Genomic DNA, 21,278 nt, shown 5'->3' with positions numbered 1-21,278 from the left:
TCAACCATGGGTGGATTCAGTGCAGCAGCCATCGGGCAGGCTGGCCGAGCGCGGGGAACAGGGATGAAGCAGCCGTCGAGGATGCCGCAATGAGCAGGGTAGTGATCGTCTATCACCGCGGTTTTAGCGTCTTGCAGGGCCTGGCCGAAGCGGTGCAGGCCGGGGTTCGCCGTCAGCCCGGCAGCCAGGCCAGCCTGCTCCCGGTGGAGCAGGTGGAGGACCGCTGGGACGAATTGCACGCCGCCGACGGCATCATTTTCGGTGCCCCCAGTTGCATGGGTAGCCTGTCCGCGCCGTTCAAGGCGTTTATGGACGCCACCGCCGCCTTCTACCTGGCCCAACCCTGGCGCGACAAGCCGGCTGCCGGTTTCAGCCATGCCGACCTGCTGTGCGCCGACCCCGGCCAGGCCCTGGCCCAATTGGCGCTGTTTGCCGCCCAGCACGGCATGCTCTGGGTCAGCCTGGGCCTGTTGCCGGGGGCGGCCGACGCCGATGGCACGCCGCTCAATCGCCTGGGCGGCTCCTTGGGCGCCCAAGCCCAGTCGTCCCTGGACCGTGCCGCCGAGTCGGCGCTGATCCGTGCCGACCGTCGCACCGCTGCCTACCTCGGCGAACGCTTTGCCCTGCACCTGGCCCAAACCCTGAGGCGCTGAGCGTTGGCCTGTTTTCACCCTGCAATCCCACCCATCAGGAGTCACCCCCTCATGAGCACCTTCACCACCCGCGACGGCACCGAGATCTATTACAAGGATTGGGGCAGCGGCCAACCGGTCGTGTTCAGCCATGGCTGGCCGCTGAACGCCGACAGCTGGGAGTCGCAGATGCTGTTCCTGGCGTCCAATGGCTACCGGGTCATTGCCCACGATCGACGCGGCCACGGCCGTTCCAGCCAGCCGTGGTACGGCAATGACATGGACACCTATGCCGACGACCTGGCCCAACTGATCGAGTTGCTGGACCTGCGCGACGCGGTGTTGCTGGGCTTCTCCACCGGCGGTGGCGAAGTGGCGCGCTACATCGGCCGCCACGGTTCTTCGCGGGTGGCCAAGGCCGGGCTGATTTCCTCGGTGCCGCCGTTGATGCTGCAAACCCCGACCAACCCGGCCGGCGTGCCCATGTCGGTGTTCGATGGCATGCGCGAAGCCTCGCTGGCGGACCGATCCCAGTTGTACAAAGACGTCGCCAGCGGGCCGTTCTTCGGCTTCAACCGGCCGGGGGCCAAGGTTTCCCAGGGCATGATCGACTGGTTCTGGACCCAGGGCATGCTGGCCGGGCACAAGAGCGCCTACGACTGCATAGCCGCCTTCTCGACCACGGACTTCACCGAGGACTTGCTCAAGTTCGACGTGCCGACCCTGGTGGTGCATGGCGACGACGACCAGATTGTGCCGATCGAAACCTCCGGGATCGCCTCGGCCAAACTGGTCAAGGGCGCGAAGCTGCTGGTGTATCCGGGCGCGCCCCATGGCCTGACCGACACCCACAAGGAACGTCTGAACGCTGATTTGTTGGCGTTTATCCGGGCGTAAGTGGGCGCGGCGCGGGCCCTTGGCCTGCGCCGTTGTCGGGTGTCAGAGGGCACTGTGGGTCATGCTGGGCGCGAGATTGGGCGCGACATTGGACAGGGTGCCTTGGCGCGAGGCGGTTTCACCCAGGGATGACAGGCGAGGTTGGGCCGCGCGCAGTTGCTGGTTGCGCCAGGTCATGGGGTTGACCCCTTCGCTGCGGGTGAAGATGTGGCAGAAGTGCGCCTGGTCACAGAAGCCGCATTCCAGGCTGATGCGGGTCAGGCTCAGGTCTGAATGGGTGATCAGTTCCTTGGCGCGGGCGATGCGCTGGCGGCGGATCCATTCCTGGGGCGACAGGCCGGTGGTGCATTTGAAGGCCCGCGAGAAGTGGCTGCGCGACAGGGCGCAGGCCCGGGCCAGTTCGCTGACTTCGAGGCTTTCCCCGAGGTGGGCGAGGATCAGTTGCTTGACCAGGCGCTCGCGGCGGGCGCACAGGCCGCCGGTGGTGGCGCTGGCGCGGCGTGGCTCGGCGTCATCGACGCCTAGGGCCTGTATCTGAAGTCGGGCCATGACAGGTATCCGTGGTCGTTGGGAGCGTCCGTACCGGAACGCTCGCCGGGTTCGCAAACCGGCTCCCCATCAGGGGCGAACCTGCACTGCACACCCCTGCATTCTTGGTTCGGCCACGCCTGGCTGACGAGTTAATCGTTGTTAATTCGATTTGCGCAAACCGGCTCCAGGGTTGGGCGATGGTGGTTATCGACGGGATTGATTTCCGCCATTCCAGGGCCTCGGGGAACATGGCGTCATTCCTGTTTTGGAGCCTTGCCATGTACGCCCAACCTGCGGTTTTTCCTGTGTTCCGTGCCCTTGTCGCAGCCCTGTTGCTGACCTTGTTGCTGGCCTCGCTGGGTGGCTGTGCCAGTTCCCGGCCAGCGCTGTTAGTGGACCAGTCGGCAGCCCAGCAGATCGAGTGCCCTGGGCTGTTCGGCAGTTGGCAAGGGTGTCGGGCCGAGGCCTTGAACTTGTGTGGCGGCAGCTATCAGGTGCTCAGTCGCAACCAGCACGAAGGCGCGTCCGAGGACGAGGTGGAAGCTTTGGTGGCCGAGGCGGCCTATCGCCAGCGCAGCATGCTGGTGCGCTGCGCCGACCAAGGTCGCACCAGCTGAGCCGGCGGGGTACAAGACAGCACAGGCGTCCAAGGCCAAGTGGCGCTGCCTGTGCTTAGCTGAGGGCCCGTGCTTGTGCCCCAGGACCCCGCTTATGAATCGCAATGACCTGCGCCGCGTCGACCTCAACCTGCTGGTGATTTTCGAGGCCCTGATGTTCGAAAAGAACCTGACCCGGGTCGCGGAAAAGCTGTTTATGGGCCAGCCGGCGGTGAGCGCTGCCCTGGGCCGACTACGGGACCTGTTCGACGACCCGCTGTTTGTCCGCAGTGGCCGCGGCATGGAACCCACGGCCCGGGCCCTGGTGATCCTCGGCGAGTTGCAACCGGCCCTGGACACCATCTCCGGTGCGGTCAGCCGGGCCAAGGAATTCGACCCTTCCAGCAGTTGCGCGGTGTTTCGCATCGGCCTGTCCGACGACGCCGAGTTCGGCTTGTTTCCGGCCCTGCTCAGCCGCCTGCGGGAAGAGGCGCCGGGGATCGTGGTGGTGGTCCGTCGGGCCAATTTCCTGTTGATGCCGTCGTTGCTGGGCAGCGGCGAAATCTCCGTGGGCGTGAGCTACACCACCGACCTGCCGGCCAATGCCAAGCGCAAGAAACTGCGGGACATCCCCTGCAAGGTGCTGCGTGGCGACGCCCGTCCCGAGCCGCTGAGCCTGGATGAGTACTGCGCACGGCCCCACGCCATGGTGTCGTTCTCCGGTGACCTGAGCGGCAATATCGACCTCGACCTGGCGCGCCTCGGCCGCGCCCGCCGGGTGGTGCTGGCGGTGCCGCAGTTCAGTGGCCTGCGGGCGTTGCTGGCCGGCAGCGAAATGATCGCCACGGTGCCCGACTACGCCGCTTGCGCGCTGACCGAAGGCAGCGCCCTGCGCGCCGAAGACCCACCGTTCCCCATCGACGCGGCGGAGCTGTCCATGGTCTGGAGCGGGGTGCACGACAACGACCCGGCGGAGCGTTGGCTGCGCGGGCGCATCGCCGAGCACATGGCCCAGGCCGCGGACCTCTAGCCCGGGCTTGCGCCGGGGTGAAAGAGAGCACGTACATGCAATTTTTCCGTGACGGCCCGTCGCACACTGCATGCCATTGATCACACCGACGCAGTGAAAGGAGGGGCATTCATGGTGGCAACAGGGGAAGAGCGGGCCCAGGACGTTGGCCTGTTGTTTCTGCGGGTCAGCGCGGCGCTGTTCCTGCTTTGGGTCCATGGCTTGCCCAAGCTGCTGCACTTCAGCAGCGAGTTGCAGCGCATCGAGGACCCCTTGCACCTGGGGGCCCAAGTGACCCTGTGCCTGGCGATTTTCGCCGAGGTGCTGTGCCCCTTGCTGATACTCGTCGGAATTTTTGTGCGCCTGGCCTGCGTGCCTATTCTCTTTCTGCTGGCGGTGGCGGTGTTCTGGGTCCACCCGGAATGGAGCCTGGAGCAGGGCCAGTTCGCCTGGCTGCTGTTGATCCTGTTCAGCACCTTGCTGTTGACCGGGCCAGGGCGCCTGGCCGTCAGTTCACGTTTGCCCGGAGTGCTGCGTCATGCCTGACATCCAGAACAACAGTGAAGTGGTGACCCTGGTGGTCAAGCACCGGATCAAGGCCGGCCAAGAGGGCGCCTACGAAGCTTGGCTGCGACGCATCGTGCGCGTGGCGGGGCAGTGGCGGGGGCACCTGGGGGTGGATGTGGTACGCGGCAAGCAGGGCGGCCTGGCGCTGTTCACCTGCGTGCTGCGCTTTGCGTCCACCGCCGATATGCAGCAGTGGCTCGACTCGCCTGAGCGCCAGGAACTGATTAGCGAAGCCGCGCCGATGCTGGCTGACGGCGACCAGACCGAAATCGCCCCGCTTAAGGAGTTCTGGTTCGCCCCCCTGGCCGACGCCGCAACCCCGCCGCCGCGCTGGAAACAGGCGGTGGTGACCCTGTGCGTGATCCTGCCGCTGACCTTGCTGGTTCCGCTGCTTTGGGGCCCGGTGCTGCATTTGCATCCGTTCCTCTCCAACTACCTGGTGAGCACCTTTCTGGTGACCCTGACCATCGTCCTGCTGGTGGTGTACCTGCTGATGCCGGCGCCACCCGGTTGTTCGCGCCGTGGCTGCAAGCCTCTGCCGCCCATGAACACCTGGAGGCCGAACATGGCCAATAAGGATGACCCCAGCGACCCGCTGCGCCGCCAATTGCTGGCTGCCGGCTCGTTGCTCAGCGCGGCAGCGGCGTTCTGGCCGCGGCTGTCTTTTGCCTCTTCATCCCTACAAGGAAATCCGATGAACGCCGATCTGATTCTGTTCAATGGCCAGTTCCACACCGTGGACCGGGAAAACCCCCGGGCCAGTGCCGTCGCCATCAGCGGCGGGCGTTTTGTCGCCGTGGGCACCGACGCCGAGGCCATGGCTTTGCGCGGCAGCGGCACCCAGGTCATCGACCTCAAGGGTCGCACGGTGATCCCGGGCCTCAACGACTCCCACCTGCACCTGATCCGGGGCGGCCTCAACTACAACCTGGAACTGCGCTGGGAAGGCGTGCCGTCCCTGGCCGATGCCCTGCGCATGCTCAAGGACCAGGCCGATCGCACCCCAACCCCGCAATGGGTGCGGGTGGTGGGCGGCTGGAACGAATTCCAGTTCGCTGAAAAGCGCATGCCGACCCTGGAGGAACTGAACCAGGCGGCGCCGGACACTCCGGTATTTATCCTGCACCTGTACGACCGTGCCTTGCTCAACCGCGCGGCCCTGCGCGTGGCCGGCTACACTCGCGACACGCCGAACCCGCCGGGCGGCGAGATTGTCCGTGACAGCAACGGCAACCCCACCGGGATGCTGGTGGCGCGGCCCAACGCGATGATCCTTTACTCGACCCTGGCCAAGGGGCCCAAGCTGCCCCTGGAATACCAGGTCAACTCGACCCGCCAGTTCATGCGTGAACTCAACCGCCTGGGCCTGACCAGCGCCATCGACGCCGGCGGCGGTTTCCAGAATTACCCCGACGACTACGCGGTGATCGAGCAACTGGCCAAGGAGGAGCAGTTGACGGTGCGCATCGCCTACAACCTGTTCACCCAGAAGCCCAAGGAAGAGCTCAGCGACTTCAAGAACTGGACCGGCAGCGTCAAGCTGCACCAGGGCGACGACTACCTGCGGCACAACGGTGCCGGCGAGATGTTGGTATTCTCGGCAGCGGACTTCGAAGACTTCCTCGAACCGCGCCCCGACCTGCCGCTGACCATGGAGCAGGAGCTGGAGCCGGTGGTGCGTCACCTGGTGGAGCAGCGTTGGCCGTTCCGTCTGCACGCCACCTACGACGAATCCATCTCGCGCATGCTCGACGTGTTCGAAAAGGTCAACCGCGACATCCCCTTCAATGGCCTGCCGTGGTTCTTCGATCACGCTGAAACCATCACCCCGAAAAATATCGAGCGGGTTCGTGCCCTCGGTGGTGGTATTGCGATCCAGGACCGCATGGCGTTCCAAGGCGAGTATTTCGTCGAGCGCTACGGCGCCAAGGCTGCCGAAGCCACACCGCCGATCAAACGCATGCTGGCCGAAGGCGTGCCGGTGGGCGCGGGCACCGACGCCACTCGGGTATCCAGCTACAACCCCTGGACCTCCCTGTACTGGATGGTCAGCGGGCGCACCGTCGGCGGCCTGGAGTTGCACGCCGAAGGCTTGCCGCGCCTGACGGCCCTGGAACTCTTCACCCACGGCAGCGCCTGGTTCTCGTCGGAGCAGGGCAAAAAGGGCCAGATCAAGGTCGGCCAATTGGCGGACGTGGCAGCCCTGTCGGCGGACTTCTTCAGCGTCGACGAAGAAGCCATCAAGTGGATCGAATCAGTACTGACCGTGGTCGGCGGCAAGGTGGTCTACGGCGCCGGCGATTTCGACACCTTGGCACCGCCTAGCGTGCCGGTGCTGCCGGACTGGTCGCCCGTGGTCAAGGTGCCCGGGCACTGGCGTCCGACCTCACCGTTGCAGGCCCAGGTGCACCAGTGCAGCGGCCCTTGCGCGGTGCACTCCCACAGCCATGAGCGGGCCCGACTGTCGTCGGTGCCGGTCAGCGACTTCCAGGGTTTCTGGGGCGCCTTCGGCTGTTCCTGCTTTGCCTTCTGATTGGCCGATTTTTTACGCGTCGGCCCTGGTGCCGACGCCTTGCGCTGCATCCCTCTAAAAGGAGCTACCCCCATGAGCAAAGAATACAAACGTCTGAACAAAGATGACGCCGTGGTGCTGCTGGTGGATCACCAGACTGGCCTGATCTCGCTGGTGCAGGACTTCTCCCCCAACGAGTTCAAGAACAACGTCCTGGCCCTGGCCGACCTGGCGAAGTTCTTCAACTTGCCGACCATCCTCACCACCAGCTTCGAGCAAGGCCCCAACGGCCCGATCGTTCCCGAGCTGAAAGAAATCTTCCCGGACGCGCCGTACATTCCACGTCCTGGCCAGATCAATGCCTGGGACAACGAAGACTTCGTCAAGGCGATCAAGGCCACCGGCCGCAAGCAACTGATCATTGCCGGTGTGGTGACTGACGTCTGCGTAGCGTTCCCGACCCTGTCGGCGCTGGCAGAAGGTTATGACGTGTTTGTGGTGACCGATGCGTCCGGCACCTTCAACGAAACCGTGCAGCAAGCTGCATGGGTGCGCATGACCGAAGCCGGCGCGCAGATGATGAACTGGTTCTCGGTCGCCTGTGAGCTGCACCGCGACTGGCGCAACGACATCGAAGGCCTGGGCAACCTGCTGTCCCAGCGCATTCCCAACTACCGCAACCTGATGAACAGCTACTCGGCGCTGACCGCCAAGTAAGCCGCCCCGTTCCAAACAAGGCCCGCCTCGCGCGGGCCTTGTTTATTGGGCGAACACAGTGACACGGAGAGTCGGGTGCTGCAGGCCCACGCAGAGCGTGGGAACGATCGGGCAGGGGAGGCGGGTCAGCGCTTTTGCAGCCAGCTGAGAAAACCGCCTTTGCGGATGTCCACGGGTTTGCCCAGCAGCACCGAGCGGCTGCTTTGCTGGCGCACGGCTTGGAGTTTGTTCAGGGCGCGGCTGATTTCTGTGCGCTGGGCCATGCAACCCCGGGTCAGGGTCTTGTCCAGGCGGTAGACGATGCACGAGGTCAGGGCGGTAAAGCGCGCCTGGGACGGGGTGTCGGCGAGGATGCTCTGTTCGCCCATCACTTCACTGGGGCCCATGCGCCCGGCTTCGAGCATGCGGTTGCCCTCGGGCACGCTGGCGCTGACCACGCCAGTGGCGATCAGCAGCAGGCTGTCGGGCACTTCATCCAGGTCGAGGATCACCTCACCGGCGGCGTACTGAATGGGGGTCATGGCCTGGGCCAGTTGTTCCCGTTCCGGGTTGTCCAGGGTGCGGAAGATTTTCACCTCGTCGAGCAAGGCCCTGGCCCGGGAAATCGGCTCGTTGTAGCCCTCGGGCTGGCGGGAAATCCCGGCCGCTTCCAGGTGCCGATGGGCCAGGTCGAACAGTTGGTTGCGCACCTGGCTCTTCTGCCCCAGTTCGGCGATAAAACCGCTGGCCACGTATTCCGACAGGCTCTCGCCCGCCTCCTTGAGCACCACCTTGGGCGCCGGGTTGAGCAGCAGGCTGTTGCTGCCTTGCAGGGCGCGCTCCAGGGCATCCAGCACCCGCTGTGGACGTATGTGGTTGGGCACTTGGATGCTGATGGACACGCCGTGCATGTTGCTCGGCCGGCTGAGGTTGACCAGCTTGGCCTTGGCCGCCACCGAGTTGGGAATCACCGCCGTGGTGCCAGCGCTGGTCAGCAGGTGGGTAGCGCGCCAGTCGATGTCCAGGACCTTGCCTTCGACGCCGTCGATCAGCACCCAATCGTCCACCTGATAGGGCTTGGTGGTGTTCAGCACGATCCCCGAGAACACGTCGCTCAGAGTGCTTTGCAAGGCCAGGCCGACAATGATCGCCATGGCTCCGGAAGTGGCGAGCAGGCCTTTGACCGGCAGCTCCATGACGTAGCCGGCGGCGGCCACCACTGCGGCAAGGAACACCAGGGCGCCGATCACGTCCTGTAGCAGCCGCCCGCTGTGACCGATGCGCCGCATCAGGATCAGGCCGATCAGTTCGGTCAGTACCCTGGCGGCGTACACCCACCAGATGATGGCCAGGGCCGTGGCCCCCAGTTGCAGCACGTTATCGTCGGCAAAGACTTGGGCCTGCAGCGGGCTGATGCCGGCGTTGATGATCAACGCGCTGTAGCTGAGGAACAGCACCAGGCGCAGGCCGACTCGGGTCAGGCGCTGAGGGAAGGGCGCCAGGTGCCAGAGCAGCACGTCCACCAGCAACAGAACGGCACTCCACAGCAGCGGGTGTTGGGTGACAAGGTTCATGGCAGTTCCTGGCGCAGGGAAAGGGGCAAGACGCGGTACAGCCGACCCGAAGGTCGGCTGTACGGTCAGTGGAGATTATCAGTTGAGGTGGGTCTTCAGCTCGGCGGCGGCTTGGCGCATGGCGGCCTGGACTTCCGGGATGCCGTTGAGCGGGTTGAGCAGGCCGAAATCGTGAATCATGCCGTTGTAGCGTACGGCGGTGACTGCCACGCCAGCGCTGTCGAGCTTGCGGGCATAGGCTTCGCCTTCATCGCGCAACACATCGAACTCGGCGGTCTGCACCAGGACCGGCGGCAGGCCGCGCAGCTGTTCGACGCTGGCTTGCAGGGGCGAGGCGTGGACCTCGGCGCGTTGCTGGGCGTCAGTGGTGTAGCTGTCCCAGAACCAATTCATCATGCCCTTGGTGAGGAAATGCCCCTCGGCGAATTGCTGGTAGGACGGGGTATCGAACCGGGCATTGGTCACTGGCCACAGCAGCAGTTGGAAGCGCAGGGCCGGGGTTTTCTGTTCCTTGGCCATCAGTGCCACCACCGCCGCCATGTTGCCGCCGACGCTGTTGCCGGCCACGGCCAGGCGCTGGCCATCGACGCCGATTTCCTTGCCGTGCTCGGCCACCCAGCGGGTAGCGGCGTAAGCCTGGTTGATCGCGGTGGGGTAGTGGGCTTCCGGCGATGGCGTGTAGTTGACGTAGACCGCCACCGCGCCGGAACCCACCACCAGGTCGCGGATCAAGCGGGCGTGGGTCGGGTAGTCGCCCAGCACCCAGCCGCCACCGTGGAAGAACATGAACACCGGCAGCTCACCCTTGACCTTGGCCGGGCGCACCAGGGTCAGTTGCACGTTTTGGCCGGCCACCTGGATGTTGCGCTCGCTGACTTCCACCCCTGAAAGGTCGACCTTGACCGAGGCCTGGGCGCCGGTCAGCACCGCGCGGGCGTCTTTCGGGCTCAGTTGCTCCAAGGGTTGACCGCCGCCCGCAGCCAGGGCGTTGAGGAAGGCTTGGGTCTGGTGTTCCACGCCCGGGCTGCCGGCGGCGAAGGCGCTGTTCACGGAGAGGGCGAGGAGGCTGGCGGCGACAACTTTTTGCACTGGGTTCATGGTGGCGATCCTTTTCGATTAATTGAGTTTTTAGTTTCGAATTCAATGGGTTGCGCTGTGGCTTAACGGCCTCAGCTGCAACCTGTGCTCAGATTAATCTGGTGCCTAAATGAGAAAAAGCCGCTATAAAGCGTTTGACTGTCAACTGAGGCGTGACAATGAACCCGTTTGAAGACATGCGCATTTTTTGCCAGGTGATGGAGTCCGGCAGTTTTACCCACGCGGCCGATCAACTGGGGTTGTCCAAGCAGTTTGTCAGCCGCCGCCTGATCCAGCTCGAAGAGCGCCTGGGCGTGCGGTTGCTCAATCGCTCGACCCGGCGCCTGGACGTCACGCCCCTGGGGCAGAGCTACTACGAGTCGGCCTTGCGCCTGCTGAGCGAAGTGGAGCAGGTGGAGCAGGGCATCGCCGGGCAGAACAGCGAACCCCGGGGCACCCTTCGCTTGAGCGCGCCGCTGTCGTTTGCCCTGGCGCACCTGGGCTGCCTGCTGCCGCAGTTTCTGCAGCGCTACCCGCAGGTCTCGGTGGAAGTGGACCTGAGCGACCGCCCGGTGGACCTGATCAGCGAAGGCTACGACCTGGTGCTGCGTATCGGCGTGCTGGAGGATTCGACCCTGATTGCCCGGCGCATCGCCAGTATCCAGCGGGTGTACTGCGCCAGCCCTGATTACCTGGCCCGGCGCGGCGTGCCCCAGTTGCCCGAGGAAGTGAGCAGTCACGACTGCCTGCCTTACGGCCACGGGCGGCAGGTGCAATGGCGCTTTCAGGTCAAGGGCAAGCCCGTGCCGATCAATGTCAGCGGGCGCATGCGGGTGAATAACGGCGAGGTGTTGAAAGACGCGGCGATTGCCGGGCTGGGCATCACCTACCTGCCGACCTTTATTGTCGGCGAGGCGTTGCAGGACGGGCGGTTGGTGCCGGTGCTGGAAGACTTTGCCCCCGAGCCGTTGACGCTCTCGGCGGTCTACCCCCAGCACCGCCAGGGATCGCGGCCGGTGCAGGCCCTGATCGAGTTCCTGCGCGAGCGCCTGTAGACCGCCTCTCGTTCCCACGGTCGCCGTGGGAATGCCGACCGGGGCGCTCCGCGTCCCGCCTTTATGCCACGGAATCAGACGCGGAAGCTGCCCACCATGGCGTTCAGGGAGTTGGCCAGCTGCGCCAGTTCGTGGCTGGAAGCGCTGGTCTGGCTGGCCCCGGCGGACGAACGCACCGACAGGTCGCGGATGTTCACCAGGTTGCGATCCACCTCGCGGGCCACTTGGGCTTGCTCCTCGGCGGCGCTGGCGATCACCAGGTTGCGCTCGTGGATTTCATGCACCGAGGCGGTGATGGTCTGCAGCGCTTCACCAGCCCGCTCCGCCAGTTGCAAGGTCTGCGCGGTGCGGTTGGAGCTGGCCTGCATCGAGTCCAGGGCCTGGGTCGAGCCGTCGCGCATGCCCTGGACCATCTGTTCGATTTCCTGGGTGGACTGCTGGGTGCGATGGGCCAGGGCCCGTACTTCGTCGGCAACCACGGCAAAGCCGCGGCCGCTTTCCCCGGCGCGGGCGGCTTCGATGGCGGCGTTGAGGGCCAGCAGGTTGGTCTGCTCGGCGATGGCGCGGATTACCTCCAGCACTTTGCCGATGTCTTGGGACTGGTTGGCCAGGGACTGCACCAGTTCGCCGGTGTGACGCACGTCACCGGCCAGGGCACCGATGGCGTCCACGGTTTCGCTGACCCGCTCCTGGCCGGCCTGGGCCGATGCGCTGGACTGACGGGTGGCATCGGAGGTGGACACGGCGTTGCGCGCCACTTCTTCCACGGCGCTGGTCATCTGGTTGACCGCCGTAGCCGCCTGTTCGATTTCATTGTTTTGCTGTTGCAGGCCCTGGCTGCTGTCCAGGGTCACCGCGTTCAATTCCTCGGCGGCGCTGGCCAGTTGGCTGGCGGAACCGCTGATGCCCTGCAGCGTGTCGCGCAGGGTCTGTTGCATGCTGGCCAGGGCCTTGAGCAAGCGGCTGACTTCGTCCTGGCCGTGGGTATCGATGGGTTGGGTCAGGTCGCCCTTGGCCACGCTTTCCGCGGCTTCCACGGCCTGGCCCAGGGGGCGCACGATGCTGCGGGTCAGGAGCATGGCCAGGGCCACTGTGGCCAGGGCCGCGAGGGCGATAAACAGGCTGACGATGGTCCGCGAGCGGGCATAGTGCTCGGCGGATTTCTGACTCTCGGCGGCCACTTGCTGGGCGAACAGTTGGGCCAGGTCGCCCAGTTGCTTGCCCGAGCCGTCGACCACGGTCTTCATGTCCACCAGCAGCAGTTTGCTCAACTCGTCGCGCTTGCCCTGGTCGGCCAGGGTGAAGGACTGGGCGATGCCCTGGCGGTAAGCGGCGAAGGTGGTCTTGAACTGCTCATACAAGGCCCGGGCCTCGGGGGTGGTGACCAGGCGCTCGTAGGCGCTGATTTTCTCGCTCAGCTCTTTGTCCCGGGTGTCCATCTGGCTGCGGTACTGAGGAACGTTCTTCGGGTCCTGGTCCAGGGCCATGCGCAGGGAGATGGTGCGAATGCGCAGCATCAGCTCGCGGATTTCGTCACCGCCACGAATGCTCGGCAGCCATTGGTTTTCCACGGCGATCTCGCTGTCGCGGATGCTCGACATCTGGCCCAGGGCAAACACCCCCAGCAGGGCCACCAACACCGCAATCAAAGCGAAACCCAGGGCGGCGCGTGGGGCGATATTCAGTTGGCGAAGAAACATGCGATGGCCTTTTTTGTTCTGTGGGCAGATGAAGGAGGACCGGGTTCGGCAGCGGCCACTGGCAGGCTATCGGCTGGTTATCGTACGACTTGAGGTGGTGCGTGGCCGGTGTTCGGGGAACTCCCTGGCCGCGATCGAATCTGTTCGCAGGCACGTGCGCGGATAGGCTAAAGTCCGCGCCTTCAGGATGATCAGCTCAGGTAACAGGCTCATGATGGCGCTTTTTCTACGGCACTCCCGTTTAGGGTGGCTGGCGGTTTTTCTCGGTGCGTGGCTCACCGCGACCTTGGCGCTGGCGGACAGCGCGCCGCCCCCGGGCCTGGCCAATGTGCCGTTGAACCAGCGGGTCATCGACCTGACCCAGACCCTGGATGCCGCCACCCGCGAGCGTCTGTCCCAGCAGCTCGCCGCCCTGGAACAACGCAAGGGCGCGCAGGTCGCCGTGATGCTGGTGTCCAGCACCGATGGGCAGAGCATCGAGGATTACGCCAATACCCTGTTCCGCGCCTGGCAACTGGGGCGCAAGGACATCAACGACGGCGTGCTGCTGTTGGTGGCCAAGGATGATCGCAAGATGCGCATCGAAGTCGGTTATGGCCTCGAAGGGGTGGTCACCGACCTGTTGGCCGACCGAATCATCCGTGAACACATGACCCCCGCGTTCCGCCAGGGCGACTTTGCCGGCGGCATCGAACTGGCGGTCAACGCCTTGGTGTTGCTGGTGGAGGGCGGCGAGTTGCCCGAGGTGGCCCCCGAGCCCCTGCCGAAGACCCTGTATGCGGTGATCCTGGCGATTGTCCTTGGCGCTATTGCCGGGCCGTTGCTGGCGGCGGGCAAATTGTCCTGGCGCTGGGCCCTGTTTGCGGTGTTGGCGATGACTGTCGGGTCGGTGCTGCTGGTGGGGGGCAAGGATTGGCCGGCGCTGTTGCTGCTGGTGCCGGTGTGCATGCTGGTGGGCGGCGCCACCTTTGCCGGTCTGTGGCAGGCGCCCAAACTGTTCTTCGCCGTGCTCGGCTTGCTGGCCTACATCGGCGTGCTGACCCTGATCAATCACTTTGTGGGCGGCGTGTCCTTTATCTATGGCCTGGTGCTGCCGCTGGCCGGGCTGATGCTGATCGGCGGGTACTGGTTGTTGTATCGGATCATGCGCAACACCTACGAAAACGACCGTGCCAGCTTTTTCATTCGCCTGTGGATCCTGCTCGGGGTTTACCTGGTGCTGGGCTTCTTGAGCATGTTACGCAACGGCGCGATGGCTTGGGTGGTGGTCCTGCCGTTCTGCTCCATTGTCGCGTTCTTCATCTTCCTGATGGGCAAAGGCTCCTCCGGCTCCGGCTCGGATGATTCCTCAAGCTCAGGGTCCAGCTCGGGCTCGAGTTCCAGTTCGAGCTCCAGCAGCTCTTCCGGGGGCGGCGGCTCCAGCGGTGGCGGCGGGTCTTCGGGGAGTTGGTGAGCCCGCAGCCTGTCAGCCAGCATCGGGGGCGGCCCCTTGCCGCGATTGATCGGATGAATCCCATGCCAAAACAACTGCTGTTCCTCCCGGGAGCCTCGGGTAATACCCACTTCTGGGAGCCGGTGGCCCAGCGCCTTGCACACCCTGCGGAACGCGTGCACGTCGGCTGGCCGGGGTTCGGCTCGGTGCCTGCGGAGGCAGCAGTGAACGGTATCGATGACCTGGTGGCGCGGGTGGTGGCGCAGATTGATCGGCCGACGGCATTGATCGGTCAGTCCATGGGCGGGGTGATCGCGTTGTTGGCGGCCTTGCAGCGGCCGCAGTGGGTGACGCACCTGGTGCTGACGGTGACCTCGGGCGGCCTGGATATGAGCGATCTGGCCGCCGAGGACTGGCGGGAGGGCTATCGCGCCGGCTACCCGGCGCTGCCCCACTGGTTCGCCGATTATCAGGTCGACCTCAGCGACCGCCTGGGCAGCGTGCAGGCACCGAGCCTGTTGCTCTGGGGCGACGCCGACCCCCTCAGCCCGGTGGCTGCGGGTCAGCGTCTGGCGGCCCTGTTGCCACGGGCTGAGCTGCGGGTGCTGGCCGGCGGCGATCATGATCTGGGTTGCACGCTGGCCGATGACATCGCGCCGCTGATCGACGCCCACCTGGCGCGTTAGCCGGGGCGGTTCAGCGCGGAAGGGGGAGAGGCGTGCCAGATGTGCTTGAGGTGTTGCTCGATGCAGGCCCGGGCGTCGGGGGCTGCTAGGGGACGGTCACGCGGCGCACTCCAGGCCCCAGCGGGCGCTGGTCCTGGAGTCGCGTAGGGGCTGCGGTCAGACTTTTTCGCGGATCAGCGGTGCCCACTCGCCCTTGCTCAACAGTTGCTGGGAGAACTTGCCTTCCTTGGAACCCTTGGCGTTTTCGTCGAGGTTCAAGGTCGCCAGGTTAATGGTGCTGGCAAAGTTTTCCTGGGTCAGGAAGTACTGGCGATTGAGGCTGTTGACTTCCTTGGCGTCGATTTTCACGAAGTCGATCGCCGCTTCCACGAACTGCTGGGACACATCCTTGAGGGCTTCATCGCTGTTGAGCAGAGCGGTGAGCTGTTCAGTGTCCTTGGCGCTCAGGTTGCCGGTAGGGTCGAGCACCACCAGTTCGCCCTTGGCGTCGACGCTGAAGCCGAAATCCTTGCTGGCCAGGTCGGGGTTGGTGTCTTTGAGGGTGGTCTTGAAGTTGTCGAACAAGGTCTTGAGGCGGCTGTTGACCAGCTCCAGGTTGGCTTGTTTTTCCTCGTACTCGGCCGAGGGTTCCTTGACTTCGCGGGTGTCGGTGTTGGGCACCACTTGCTCGATGACTTCCATGGCGGCCTGCTGGATAGCGGCGTCCGCGAGCTTGGTGCTTAGGGCGTTGGAAGGCTGGTTGATGGTGGTCTTGGAAGACGGGGCTACCAGGGATTCCATGGAAACTCGGTACTGGCCCGTGGTTCTAATATCCATTTCAGTGCGTCCATTTCTGTAGGGGGTACAGGTTTGTAACGGCCGCGATACGCAGAACTTGATAGCTGCCCGCACTTTGTTGGTGCGGGCGTGTCACTGAATGTTGCGAGGTGCGCGTCGAACCCCGGTAGTCAGAAGTCGATGGTGGCGCTCAGGCGTGCGCTCAACGGTGCGCCCTGGAACAGGTAGCCATCGCCCAAGTACTCGCCCACGTCCCGCCAGTAACGCTTGTCGAACAGGTTGTCCACGGTCAACCGGAACACCGTGTCGTAGCCCTCGATTCGTGTGCTGTAGCGGCTGCCCACATTGAAGATGGCGTAGGCGCCGGTCTGCACCTCGCCCTGGCGGTTGGCGTATTTGCGGCCGCTGTATTGCACCCCGCCGAGCAAGGCCAGGCCGTCGAAGCCGGGCAGGGCGTAGTCGCCGTAGAGGCTGGCCCGCAGCTTGGGCACGTTGAGCGCCTGGTGGCCTTCATAGGCCGCGGTGCCGCTGCCGCTGACCCGGGCACGGATCGCCGCGACGCTGGCCGAGACCTGCAGGCGCTGGGTCGCCCAGCCGTTGGCCGAGAGCTCCAGCCCGGTGTTTTTCTGCTCGCCTTGCTGCACGTAAGTGAAGACCCCGGCGTCATCGGGCCTGGCGTACTGGTTGGCCTGGCGCATCTGGAACAGTGCGGCAGCCAGGCTCAGGCGTTGCCAGTCGTACTTGACCCCGGCCTCGATCTGCCGCGACACCGTGGGCGCAAGCATCTGCCCCGGGTTGCTGGCAAACCACGGCGCCGTGCCGCCCAGGGACAGGCCCTTGCTGTAGCGGGTGTACAGCGACAGGTTGGCCAACGGCTTGTAGATCAGCGCCGCTTGCGGCAGGAACACATAGCGTTGGGTGTGGCGGTCGCTCTGGCCTTGCTCATCGAAGGCTTCCTCGTCGAGGCGCACTTCGCGGCCGCCGATCAGGGTCTGCCACTGTTCGTTGAAGCTGATCAGGTCATTGGCGAACAGCCCGTACTGGCGGCTGTCCAGGCGCCGGTGGGAAGGGTTGAGGGCACCGCTGTAGCGGGCCAGGTCCTCGGGTTCGCTGTAGATGTTGCCGCTGCCGAGCCATTCGTTGACGTCCTTGCGCTTGTCCACCACCCGGCGCGAGGCGCTGGTACCCAGGGTCAACTGGTGCTCCAGGGAACCGGTGCTGAAGCGCCCGTCGAGACTGGCCTGGAGTTCGTCGTTGCGCCGGGTGTCGTCGGGGCTGCGGAAGTCGTAGATGTCGTAGTTGCCTTCAGGGCTGAAGCTGTTGCCCAGCGCACCGCCGCCGCCCCAGGCAAAGGAGCTGTAGTCGTCGATCACCACCTGGCTGCGGGCGGCGCTGAGGCTGCCTTGCCACTGTTCGTTGAAGCGGTACTGGAACAGGCCGTTGAGGTTCAGTGCATCGCTGCTCACCGGCTTGGAACCGCTCTGGTGGGCCAGGAGTTTTTTCGGCGAGGCGTGGTGCGGCAGTTCGTTGCCGCCGAGCAATTGGTAGCCCGGCACCGAGCGTTGCTCCTTGGCCTGGTACTCGGCGTCCAGTTGCAGCAGGGCGTCGGGGCTGATGTTCCAGTCCAGGGCGATGGAGGCGAAGTCCCGCTGGCCGTTGGCGTGTTCCACATAGGAATGCAGGTCTTCGTGGGCCAGGTTGACTCGCAGCCCCAGTTGCTGTTCGGCGCCGAACCAGCCGCCGACATCGGTGGCCAGGTAGCCGCTGCCGCGGTCGTCGGTGGACAGGGTCACCGAGCGCACCTCGGCCGGGCGCTTGGTCACGTAGTTGACCAGGCCGCCGGGTTCGCTGATGCCGCTTTGCATGCCCGACAAGCCCTTGAGCAGTTCCACCCGCTGCTTGTTTTCCAGGGCCACGTTCTGTTCGCCGGCGATGGTCCGGCCGTTGATCTTGTAGCTGCTGGCGGCGTTCAGGGAAAAACCGCGGACCACGAAATTCTCGTAGTAACCCACCGGCGCATAGCTGTCGCCCACCGAGGCGTCGTTTTTCAGCACCTCGCTGAGCAGGCGTGCCTGCTGGTCCTTGATCTGGGCGTCGTTGATCACCGCGATGGACGCCGGGGTGTCGAGCAGCGGCGCGTCGCCGAAACCGCTGAGCGTGGTGCTCTCGGCCCGGTAGCTGGTGGAGGTGTCGTCGCCGACCACGGCGGTGGCCGGCAGCTCCTGGGTGTCGGCCCGCAGTTCGGGGGTGGCGCCAAGCAGGGCCAGGGTCAATAGGTTGAACGCGAACCGGGGGGCGGTCCGTGCCGCCAGGGAAGTCCGGTCAAACATAGCCATGCAACGCTCCTTGAAATGCCATCCGGGTCGGGGCCGGGCCCGAGCAGGGGGCGCCGGGGGCCGCCATCATACAGAAGAGCAGGACGCCGGGTGGCAGGCGCATCGGCGCACCCGGGCCAAACCCGGGCGCGTGGGGCCGTCAGAACAGTTTGGCCAGGCGCAGGTTGAGCCGGGCCTGTTCCTTGAAGCCCTGTTCCACCTGGATGTCGCGGCCCAGCTCGACCTGCACCTGCACCGACGGCGTGAGCATCTGGGTCAGCATGCCGCGCACGTAGGTGGTGCCGAGGCGGTCGTCCTGGTCGGCGCCGGCCACCGTGCTTTGCGCGCCTTCAATGCGGCCGACGCCGACCGCCACCCGGGTCTGGGGCGAGAGTTTGTAGCTCAGGTGGGCCTGGTATTCGTAGCGCGCCTGTTGCTTCTGGGTCACGCCGGCGGGGCCGAAGTCGTTGTTGTGGCTGAACCAGGACACATCCGCCGCGGTGTCCAGGGCCCAATGCTCATCGAAGTGGTGGATGTACACCGCTTGCAGCAACAGGCGCCAACGGTTTTCCCCCAGGTTCAGGGCGTCGTCACGGTCGTAGCTGCCGGTGGGCAGGTAGACAAAGGGTGCGATGGAAACCACGTCCTTGTGCGCGGTGTCCAGGGTCCACTTCACCGGCACCCCGAGGATCAGGTCACCCACGCCGGTGGTCTGGCCCAGGGCGCTGGCGTCGCCGGACGCGTGCAGGTGGCCGTACGGCAGGATGAACTGCGGTTCCACCGAGACGTTGTCGCCGACATTGAAGGCGTGGATGTAACGCAGCAGGCTGACATCAGTCTTGAGCTTGAAGCGGTCCGAGACCTTGTCGCCGTTCTGGTAGAAGTCCGAGCTTTGCGCGTGTTGCAGGTACAGCAGCAGGGCATTGGCATCCGGCGGCAGCGGTTCATAGTCCCCGGCACTGATTTCCAGGGCCTGGGCCGACGTCGCGGCGAGGCACAGGGCAATGGTGGAGCACAGGGCAACAGCGGGGGACGGGGTGCGCGACAGTTTGGGCATGGCGAAAATCCTGGCGTGGGTGAGCCGCCGGCAGGGGCCGGCGGCAAGCGGGTTTCTAGGCGCGACTCGGTAGGGTGTTCAGCGGCCCAGCAGGCCGCTGTTCGGGTGGCAGTTCAGGTACTCGAAAAACTGCGCCTGGGGCGGGATCACCGCGACCTCGTGGTACAGCCGCAACTGGACCTGGAAGTTCAGGGCCTGCACGTAGCGCATGAAGCCGCCGAAGATCGCCACATGGGTCGGGTGGGTCTTGGCCCAGCGCTCCAGGTTGCCCAGCTCGTCGAAGTAGGCGAGGCCGAAGGTCTTCTCCAGCGGTGCGCCACTGAGCGGGTCCAGCACCTGCATAAAGCGGCAATTCAGGCAGCCGATCTCGGCCCCCTGATCCCGCAGGAAGTGCATGCCGGTTTCCAGCACTGGCTGGATGTCCCCCAGGTACAGCGCCCGCTCCCGGTCGGTGGTGGCGCTCCAGTCCTGGCCCGAGCGGATCAGGCACAGGTTGTCCCGGCCGCGCACGCGCCGCCGTGGGCTGTCGTGCAGCGGCTCGGGCGACGTTTCGGCTGTCAGGCCACCGGCCAGGGCATCGACCTGGGCGATGGGCAAGCGGTCCCGGGCGCTGCCCCAGTAACCGTGTTCGACAATCGGTGCGCTCAGGTGGCTGGCCAGATGGCCTACGCCCTCCGGCACCCCGACGGAGGAAAACAGCGTTTCGAAGCGGTCGGCCGTGGGGCACACCACTTCAAGGAACCAGCCCAACTCGCCATGCTCGCGTTCCGGCGCCTGCCACCATTGGGCAAAACCCGAGGTCTGGCGCCATTGGTCAAAGGCCTCGACATCGGCCCAGTAGGCGATGGCGATGCAGGTGTTGTAGCCCTGCGGGTCGACGCACTGGGCGGCGTCCCAATGCACAGGGCCAGCGGTGGCGGCGAAGCGCTCGGTGATCGGCGCCAGGTCGCTCAGGGCCACGGCGCCTTGTCGTTGTACGCCGAAGTAGGCCATCACCAGTTGGCCGATCAACGGGTCGAAACGTGCGGTCCAGGCAGGGAAGGGTGGCTGGTACTGCTCGGGGGTGGCGCTGTCACGCCGGTGCGGTTGGCGCAAGGCTTCAGGGATCGCGGATTCCACGTTACACCTCGCCGATGAGGGGGCTGGTATGGGCCGGTTCGCCCGGGCTCGCCTCCAGCTCCGGCGCCGGGGTGGCGCTGGGCAGGCTGAATTCCACCAGGCAGCTGTTGGCGGTGCGATTGAGCATCAGTCGGGTCACGTCCGGGCGCGAGTAATGGCCCACCGGGTCGGCGGCGGCCTTGGCGTAGATCAGTGCCGCCGGGTCGAGGGTGGCGTACAGCAGGCCTTCTTCATGCTCCCCCAGGGGCGTGGCCAGGTCGCTGCCGTCCGGGCCGAAGATCCGTGCGTGGCCACCACCGGCCTGGAGCAGGCTGTGCTTGGCTTCGGTGTCGCACAGCAGGTCGATCATCGCCGGCGAGACCACGGCGCAAGGGGCCAAGACAAAGCACTGGCCTTCCACGGCGTAGACCCGCGAGGCGGCGATGTTCACTTCAGGGCCCAGGGCCTGGGTGGCCTGGCGGTAGGCGCTGAAGCTGGGCCAGGCGGCAACGTGGATCTGCTCGTTCTGGGCATACAGGGCGTACTTGGAGAGCGGCTGCAGGTGTTCCCAGCAGCACAGCGCGCCCAATACCCCCAGGGGCGTGTCGAAGGTGCGCAGGGACGAGCCGTCGCTTTCACCGAACAGGGTGCGTTCCACGTGGGTGGCCTTGAGCTTGCGCCGCACGCCCACGGTCTGGCCCTGGTCGTCGATGATCCACTGGCCGATGTACAGGCTGCCGTTGACCCGTTCACTGTGCCCCAGTACCACGTAGATACCGGCCTGGCGTGCCGCGTCGCTGATGCGCCGGGCTTCGGGGCTGTCCAGTACCAGGGAGTTCTGGTGATAACGGTGCACCAGGGGCATGTGCCAGGCCGGGGCGTCGAGCCAGAGGAACCACGGGTAGCCGGGGATCCAGGTTTCCGGGAAGGCGATCAACTGGGCGCCGTTGGCGGCGGCCTCGTCGATCAGGGCAATGGTTTTCTGCACCCCGGCTTCCAGGTCGAGGAAGGCGGGAGCGGCTTGCACACAGGCGACTTTCAACGGTTTTTGCATGGCGATGGACTCA

19 protein-coding genes and 1 pseudogene are annotated in these 21,278 nt (G+C 65.3%); 11 read left to right on the top strand and 9 right to left on the bottom strand.

The features are described 5' to 3' along the window. Nucleotides 1–89 precede the first annotated feature (89 nt). Both M1B34_RS00575 and M1B34_RS00570 read left to right on the top strand, forming a co-directional pair. On the top strand, nt 90–653 hold the full coding sequence (locus M1B34_RS00575; RefSeq protein WP_268264144.1) for a flavodoxin family protein: 564 nt from the start codon (nt 90–92) through the stop codon (nt 651–653). A gap of 51 nt (nt 654–704) precedes the next feature. Further along, entirely contained in the window at nt 705–1,529 is an 825-nt protein-coding gene (locus M1B34_RS00570) for an alpha/beta fold hydrolase (protein ID WP_268264143.1), read from the top strand. Between the two features lie 42 nt (nt 1,530–1,571). Here the strand turns inward: M1B34_RS00570 and M1B34_RS00565 are convergent, their stop codons facing one another. Continuing rightward, complete coding sequence (locus M1B34_RS00565; RefSeq protein WP_268264142.1) at nt 1,572–2,078, bottom strand: helix-turn-helix domain-containing protein; 507 nt, start codon at nt 2,076–2,078, stop codon at nt 1,572–1,574. A gap of 260 nt (nt 2,079–2,338) precedes the next feature. Between M1B34_RS00565 and M1B34_RS00560 the strand changes: the two genes are divergently transcribed. The 6 genes and pseudogenes from M1B34_RS00560 (at nt 2,339) to ycaC (ending at nt 7,461) form a co-directional block, all read left to right on the top strand. After that, nucleotides 2,339–2,677, top strand: a complete 339-nt coding sequence (locus M1B34_RS00560; protein WP_123335828.1) for a hypothetical protein — start codon at nt 2,339–2,341, stop codon at nt 2,675–2,677. 94 nt (nt 2,678–2,771) lie between these two features. Then, nucleotides 2,772–3,686 (top strand): LysR family transcriptional regulator, encoded by a 915-nt coding sequence (locus tag M1B34_RS00555; RefSeq protein ID WP_268260869.1) that lies wholly within the window; start codon nt 2,772–2,774, stop codon nt 3,684–3,686. A 111-nt stretch (nt 3,687–3,797) separates the two neighbouring features. Further along, the gene (locus M1B34_RS00550) at nt 3,798–4,211 is read left to right on the top strand and encodes a DoxX family protein (RefSeq protein ID WP_268264141.1); all 414 of its coding nucleotides are present in this window, start codon (nt 3,798–3,800) and stop codon (nt 4,209–4,211) included. Next, nucleotides 4,204–4,808: pseudogene (locus tag M1B34_RS00545) on the top strand (antibiotic biosynthesis monooxygenase). Before M1B34_RS00550 ends, M1B34_RS00545 begins: the two are co-directional and overlap by 8 nt. Nucleotides 4,809–4,926: 118 nt before the next feature. Beyond that, nucleotides 4,927–6,765, top strand: a complete 1,839-nt coding sequence (locus tag M1B34_RS00540) for an amidohydrolase (RefSeq protein WP_123336123.1) — start codon at nt 4,927–4,929, stop codon at nt 6,763–6,765. A gap of 72 nt (nt 6,766–6,837) precedes the next feature. Further along, nucleotides 6,838–7,461, top strand: a complete 624-nt coding sequence (gene ycaC / locus M1B34_RS00535) for an isochorismate family cysteine hydrolase YcaC (RefSeq protein ID WP_123335836.1) — start codon at nt 6,838–6,840, stop codon at nt 7,459–7,461. A gap of 125 nt (nt 7,462–7,586) precedes the next feature. Here ycaC and M1B34_RS00530 read toward each other — a convergent pair whose 3' ends face one another. Together M1B34_RS00530 and M1B34_RS00525 are read right to left on the bottom strand one after the other, a co-directional pair. Beyond that, a complete protein-coding gene (locus tag M1B34_RS00530; RefSeq protein WP_268260868.1) occupies nt 7,587–9,014 on the bottom strand; it encodes a mechanosensitive ion channel family protein in 1,428 nt (475 codons plus the stop codon). Nucleotides 9,015–9,092: 78 nt separating this feature from the next. Then, nucleotides 9,093–10,112 carry an alpha/beta hydrolase gene (locus M1B34_RS00525; protein WP_268264140.1) on the bottom strand — a complete coding sequence of 340 codons (1,020 nt, stop codon included), beginning with the start codon at nt 10,110–10,112 and terminating at the stop codon, nt 9,093–9,095. 158 nt (nt 10,113–10,270) lie between these two features. On the opposite strand from M1B34_RS00525, the gene M1B34_RS00520 reads away from it, so the two are divergent. After that, nucleotides 10,271–11,146 (top strand): LysR family transcriptional regulator, encoded by an 876-nt coding sequence (locus tag M1B34_RS00520; RefSeq protein WP_123335841.1) that lies wholly within the window; start codon nt 10,271–10,273, stop codon nt 11,144–11,146. 74 nt (nt 11,147–11,220) lie between these two features. Here M1B34_RS00520 and M1B34_RS00515 read toward each other — a convergent pair whose 3' ends face one another. After that, nucleotides 11,221–12,846 carry a methyl-accepting chemotaxis protein gene (locus M1B34_RS00515; protein WP_268264139.1) on the bottom strand — a complete coding sequence of 542 codons (1,626 nt, stop codon included), beginning with the start codon at nt 12,844–12,846 and terminating at the stop codon, nt 11,221–11,223. Nucleotides 12,847–13,060: 214 nt separating this feature from the next. Here M1B34_RS00515 and M1B34_RS00510 point away from each other — a divergent pair, with 214 nt between their 5' ends. Then, a complete protein-coding gene (locus M1B34_RS00510) occupies nt 13,061–14,299 on the top strand; it encodes a TPM domain-containing protein (protein ID WP_425273479.1) in 1,239 nt (412 codons plus the stop codon). Nucleotides 14,300–14,361: 62 nt separating this feature from the next. Further along, nucleotides 14,362–14,964, top strand: a complete 603-nt coding sequence (locus tag M1B34_RS00505) for an alpha/beta fold hydrolase (protein WP_259740448.1) — start codon at nt 14,362–14,364, stop codon at nt 14,962–14,964. Between the two features lie 156 nt (nt 14,965–15,120). On the opposite strand, the gene M1B34_RS00500 is transcribed toward M1B34_RS00505, so the two are convergent. The 5 genes from M1B34_RS00500 to M1B34_RS00480 form a co-directional block, all read right to left on the bottom strand. After that, nucleotides 15,121–15,780, bottom strand: coding sequence for a hypothetical protein (locus M1B34_RS00500; RefSeq protein WP_148053489.1), 660 nt, complete (start codon nt 15,778–15,780; stop codon nt 15,121–15,123). 131 nt (nt 15,781–15,911) lie between these two features. Then, a complete protein-coding gene (locus M1B34_RS00495; protein WP_123335852.1) occupies nt 15,912–18,077 on the bottom strand; it encodes a TonB-dependent siderophore receptor in 2,166 nt (721 codons plus the stop codon). 139 nt (nt 18,078–18,216) lie between these two features. Then, on the bottom strand, nt 18,217–19,113 hold the full coding sequence (locus M1B34_RS00490; protein WP_268264137.1) for a transporter: 897 nt from the start codon (nt 19,111–19,113) through the stop codon (nt 18,217–18,219). Between the two features lie 78 nt (nt 19,114–19,191). Further along, nucleotides 19,192–20,232 (bottom strand): phenylacetaldoxime dehydratase family protein, encoded by a 1,041-nt coding sequence (locus tag M1B34_RS00485; protein ID WP_268264136.1) that lies wholly within the window; start codon nt 20,230–20,232, stop codon nt 19,192–19,194. 1 nt (nt 20,233) lies between these two features. Continuing rightward, nucleotides 20,234–21,265, bottom strand: coding sequence for a nitrilase (locus M1B34_RS00480; protein ID WP_268260863.1), 1,032 nt, complete (start codon nt 21,263–21,265; stop codon nt 20,234–20,236). Between the last annotated feature and the right edge of the window lie 13 nt (nt 21,266–21,278).

It is taken from the genome of Pseudomonas morbosilactucae (genome assembly GCF_023241715.1).
Classification (GTDB): Bacteria; Pseudomonadota; Gammaproteobacteria; order Pseudomonadales; family Pseudomonadaceae; genus Aquipseudomonas; species Aquipseudomonas morbosilactucae.
Note: the sequence above shows the minus strand (reverse complement) of the source record. Positions and strands in the feature narration are given on the sequence as shown.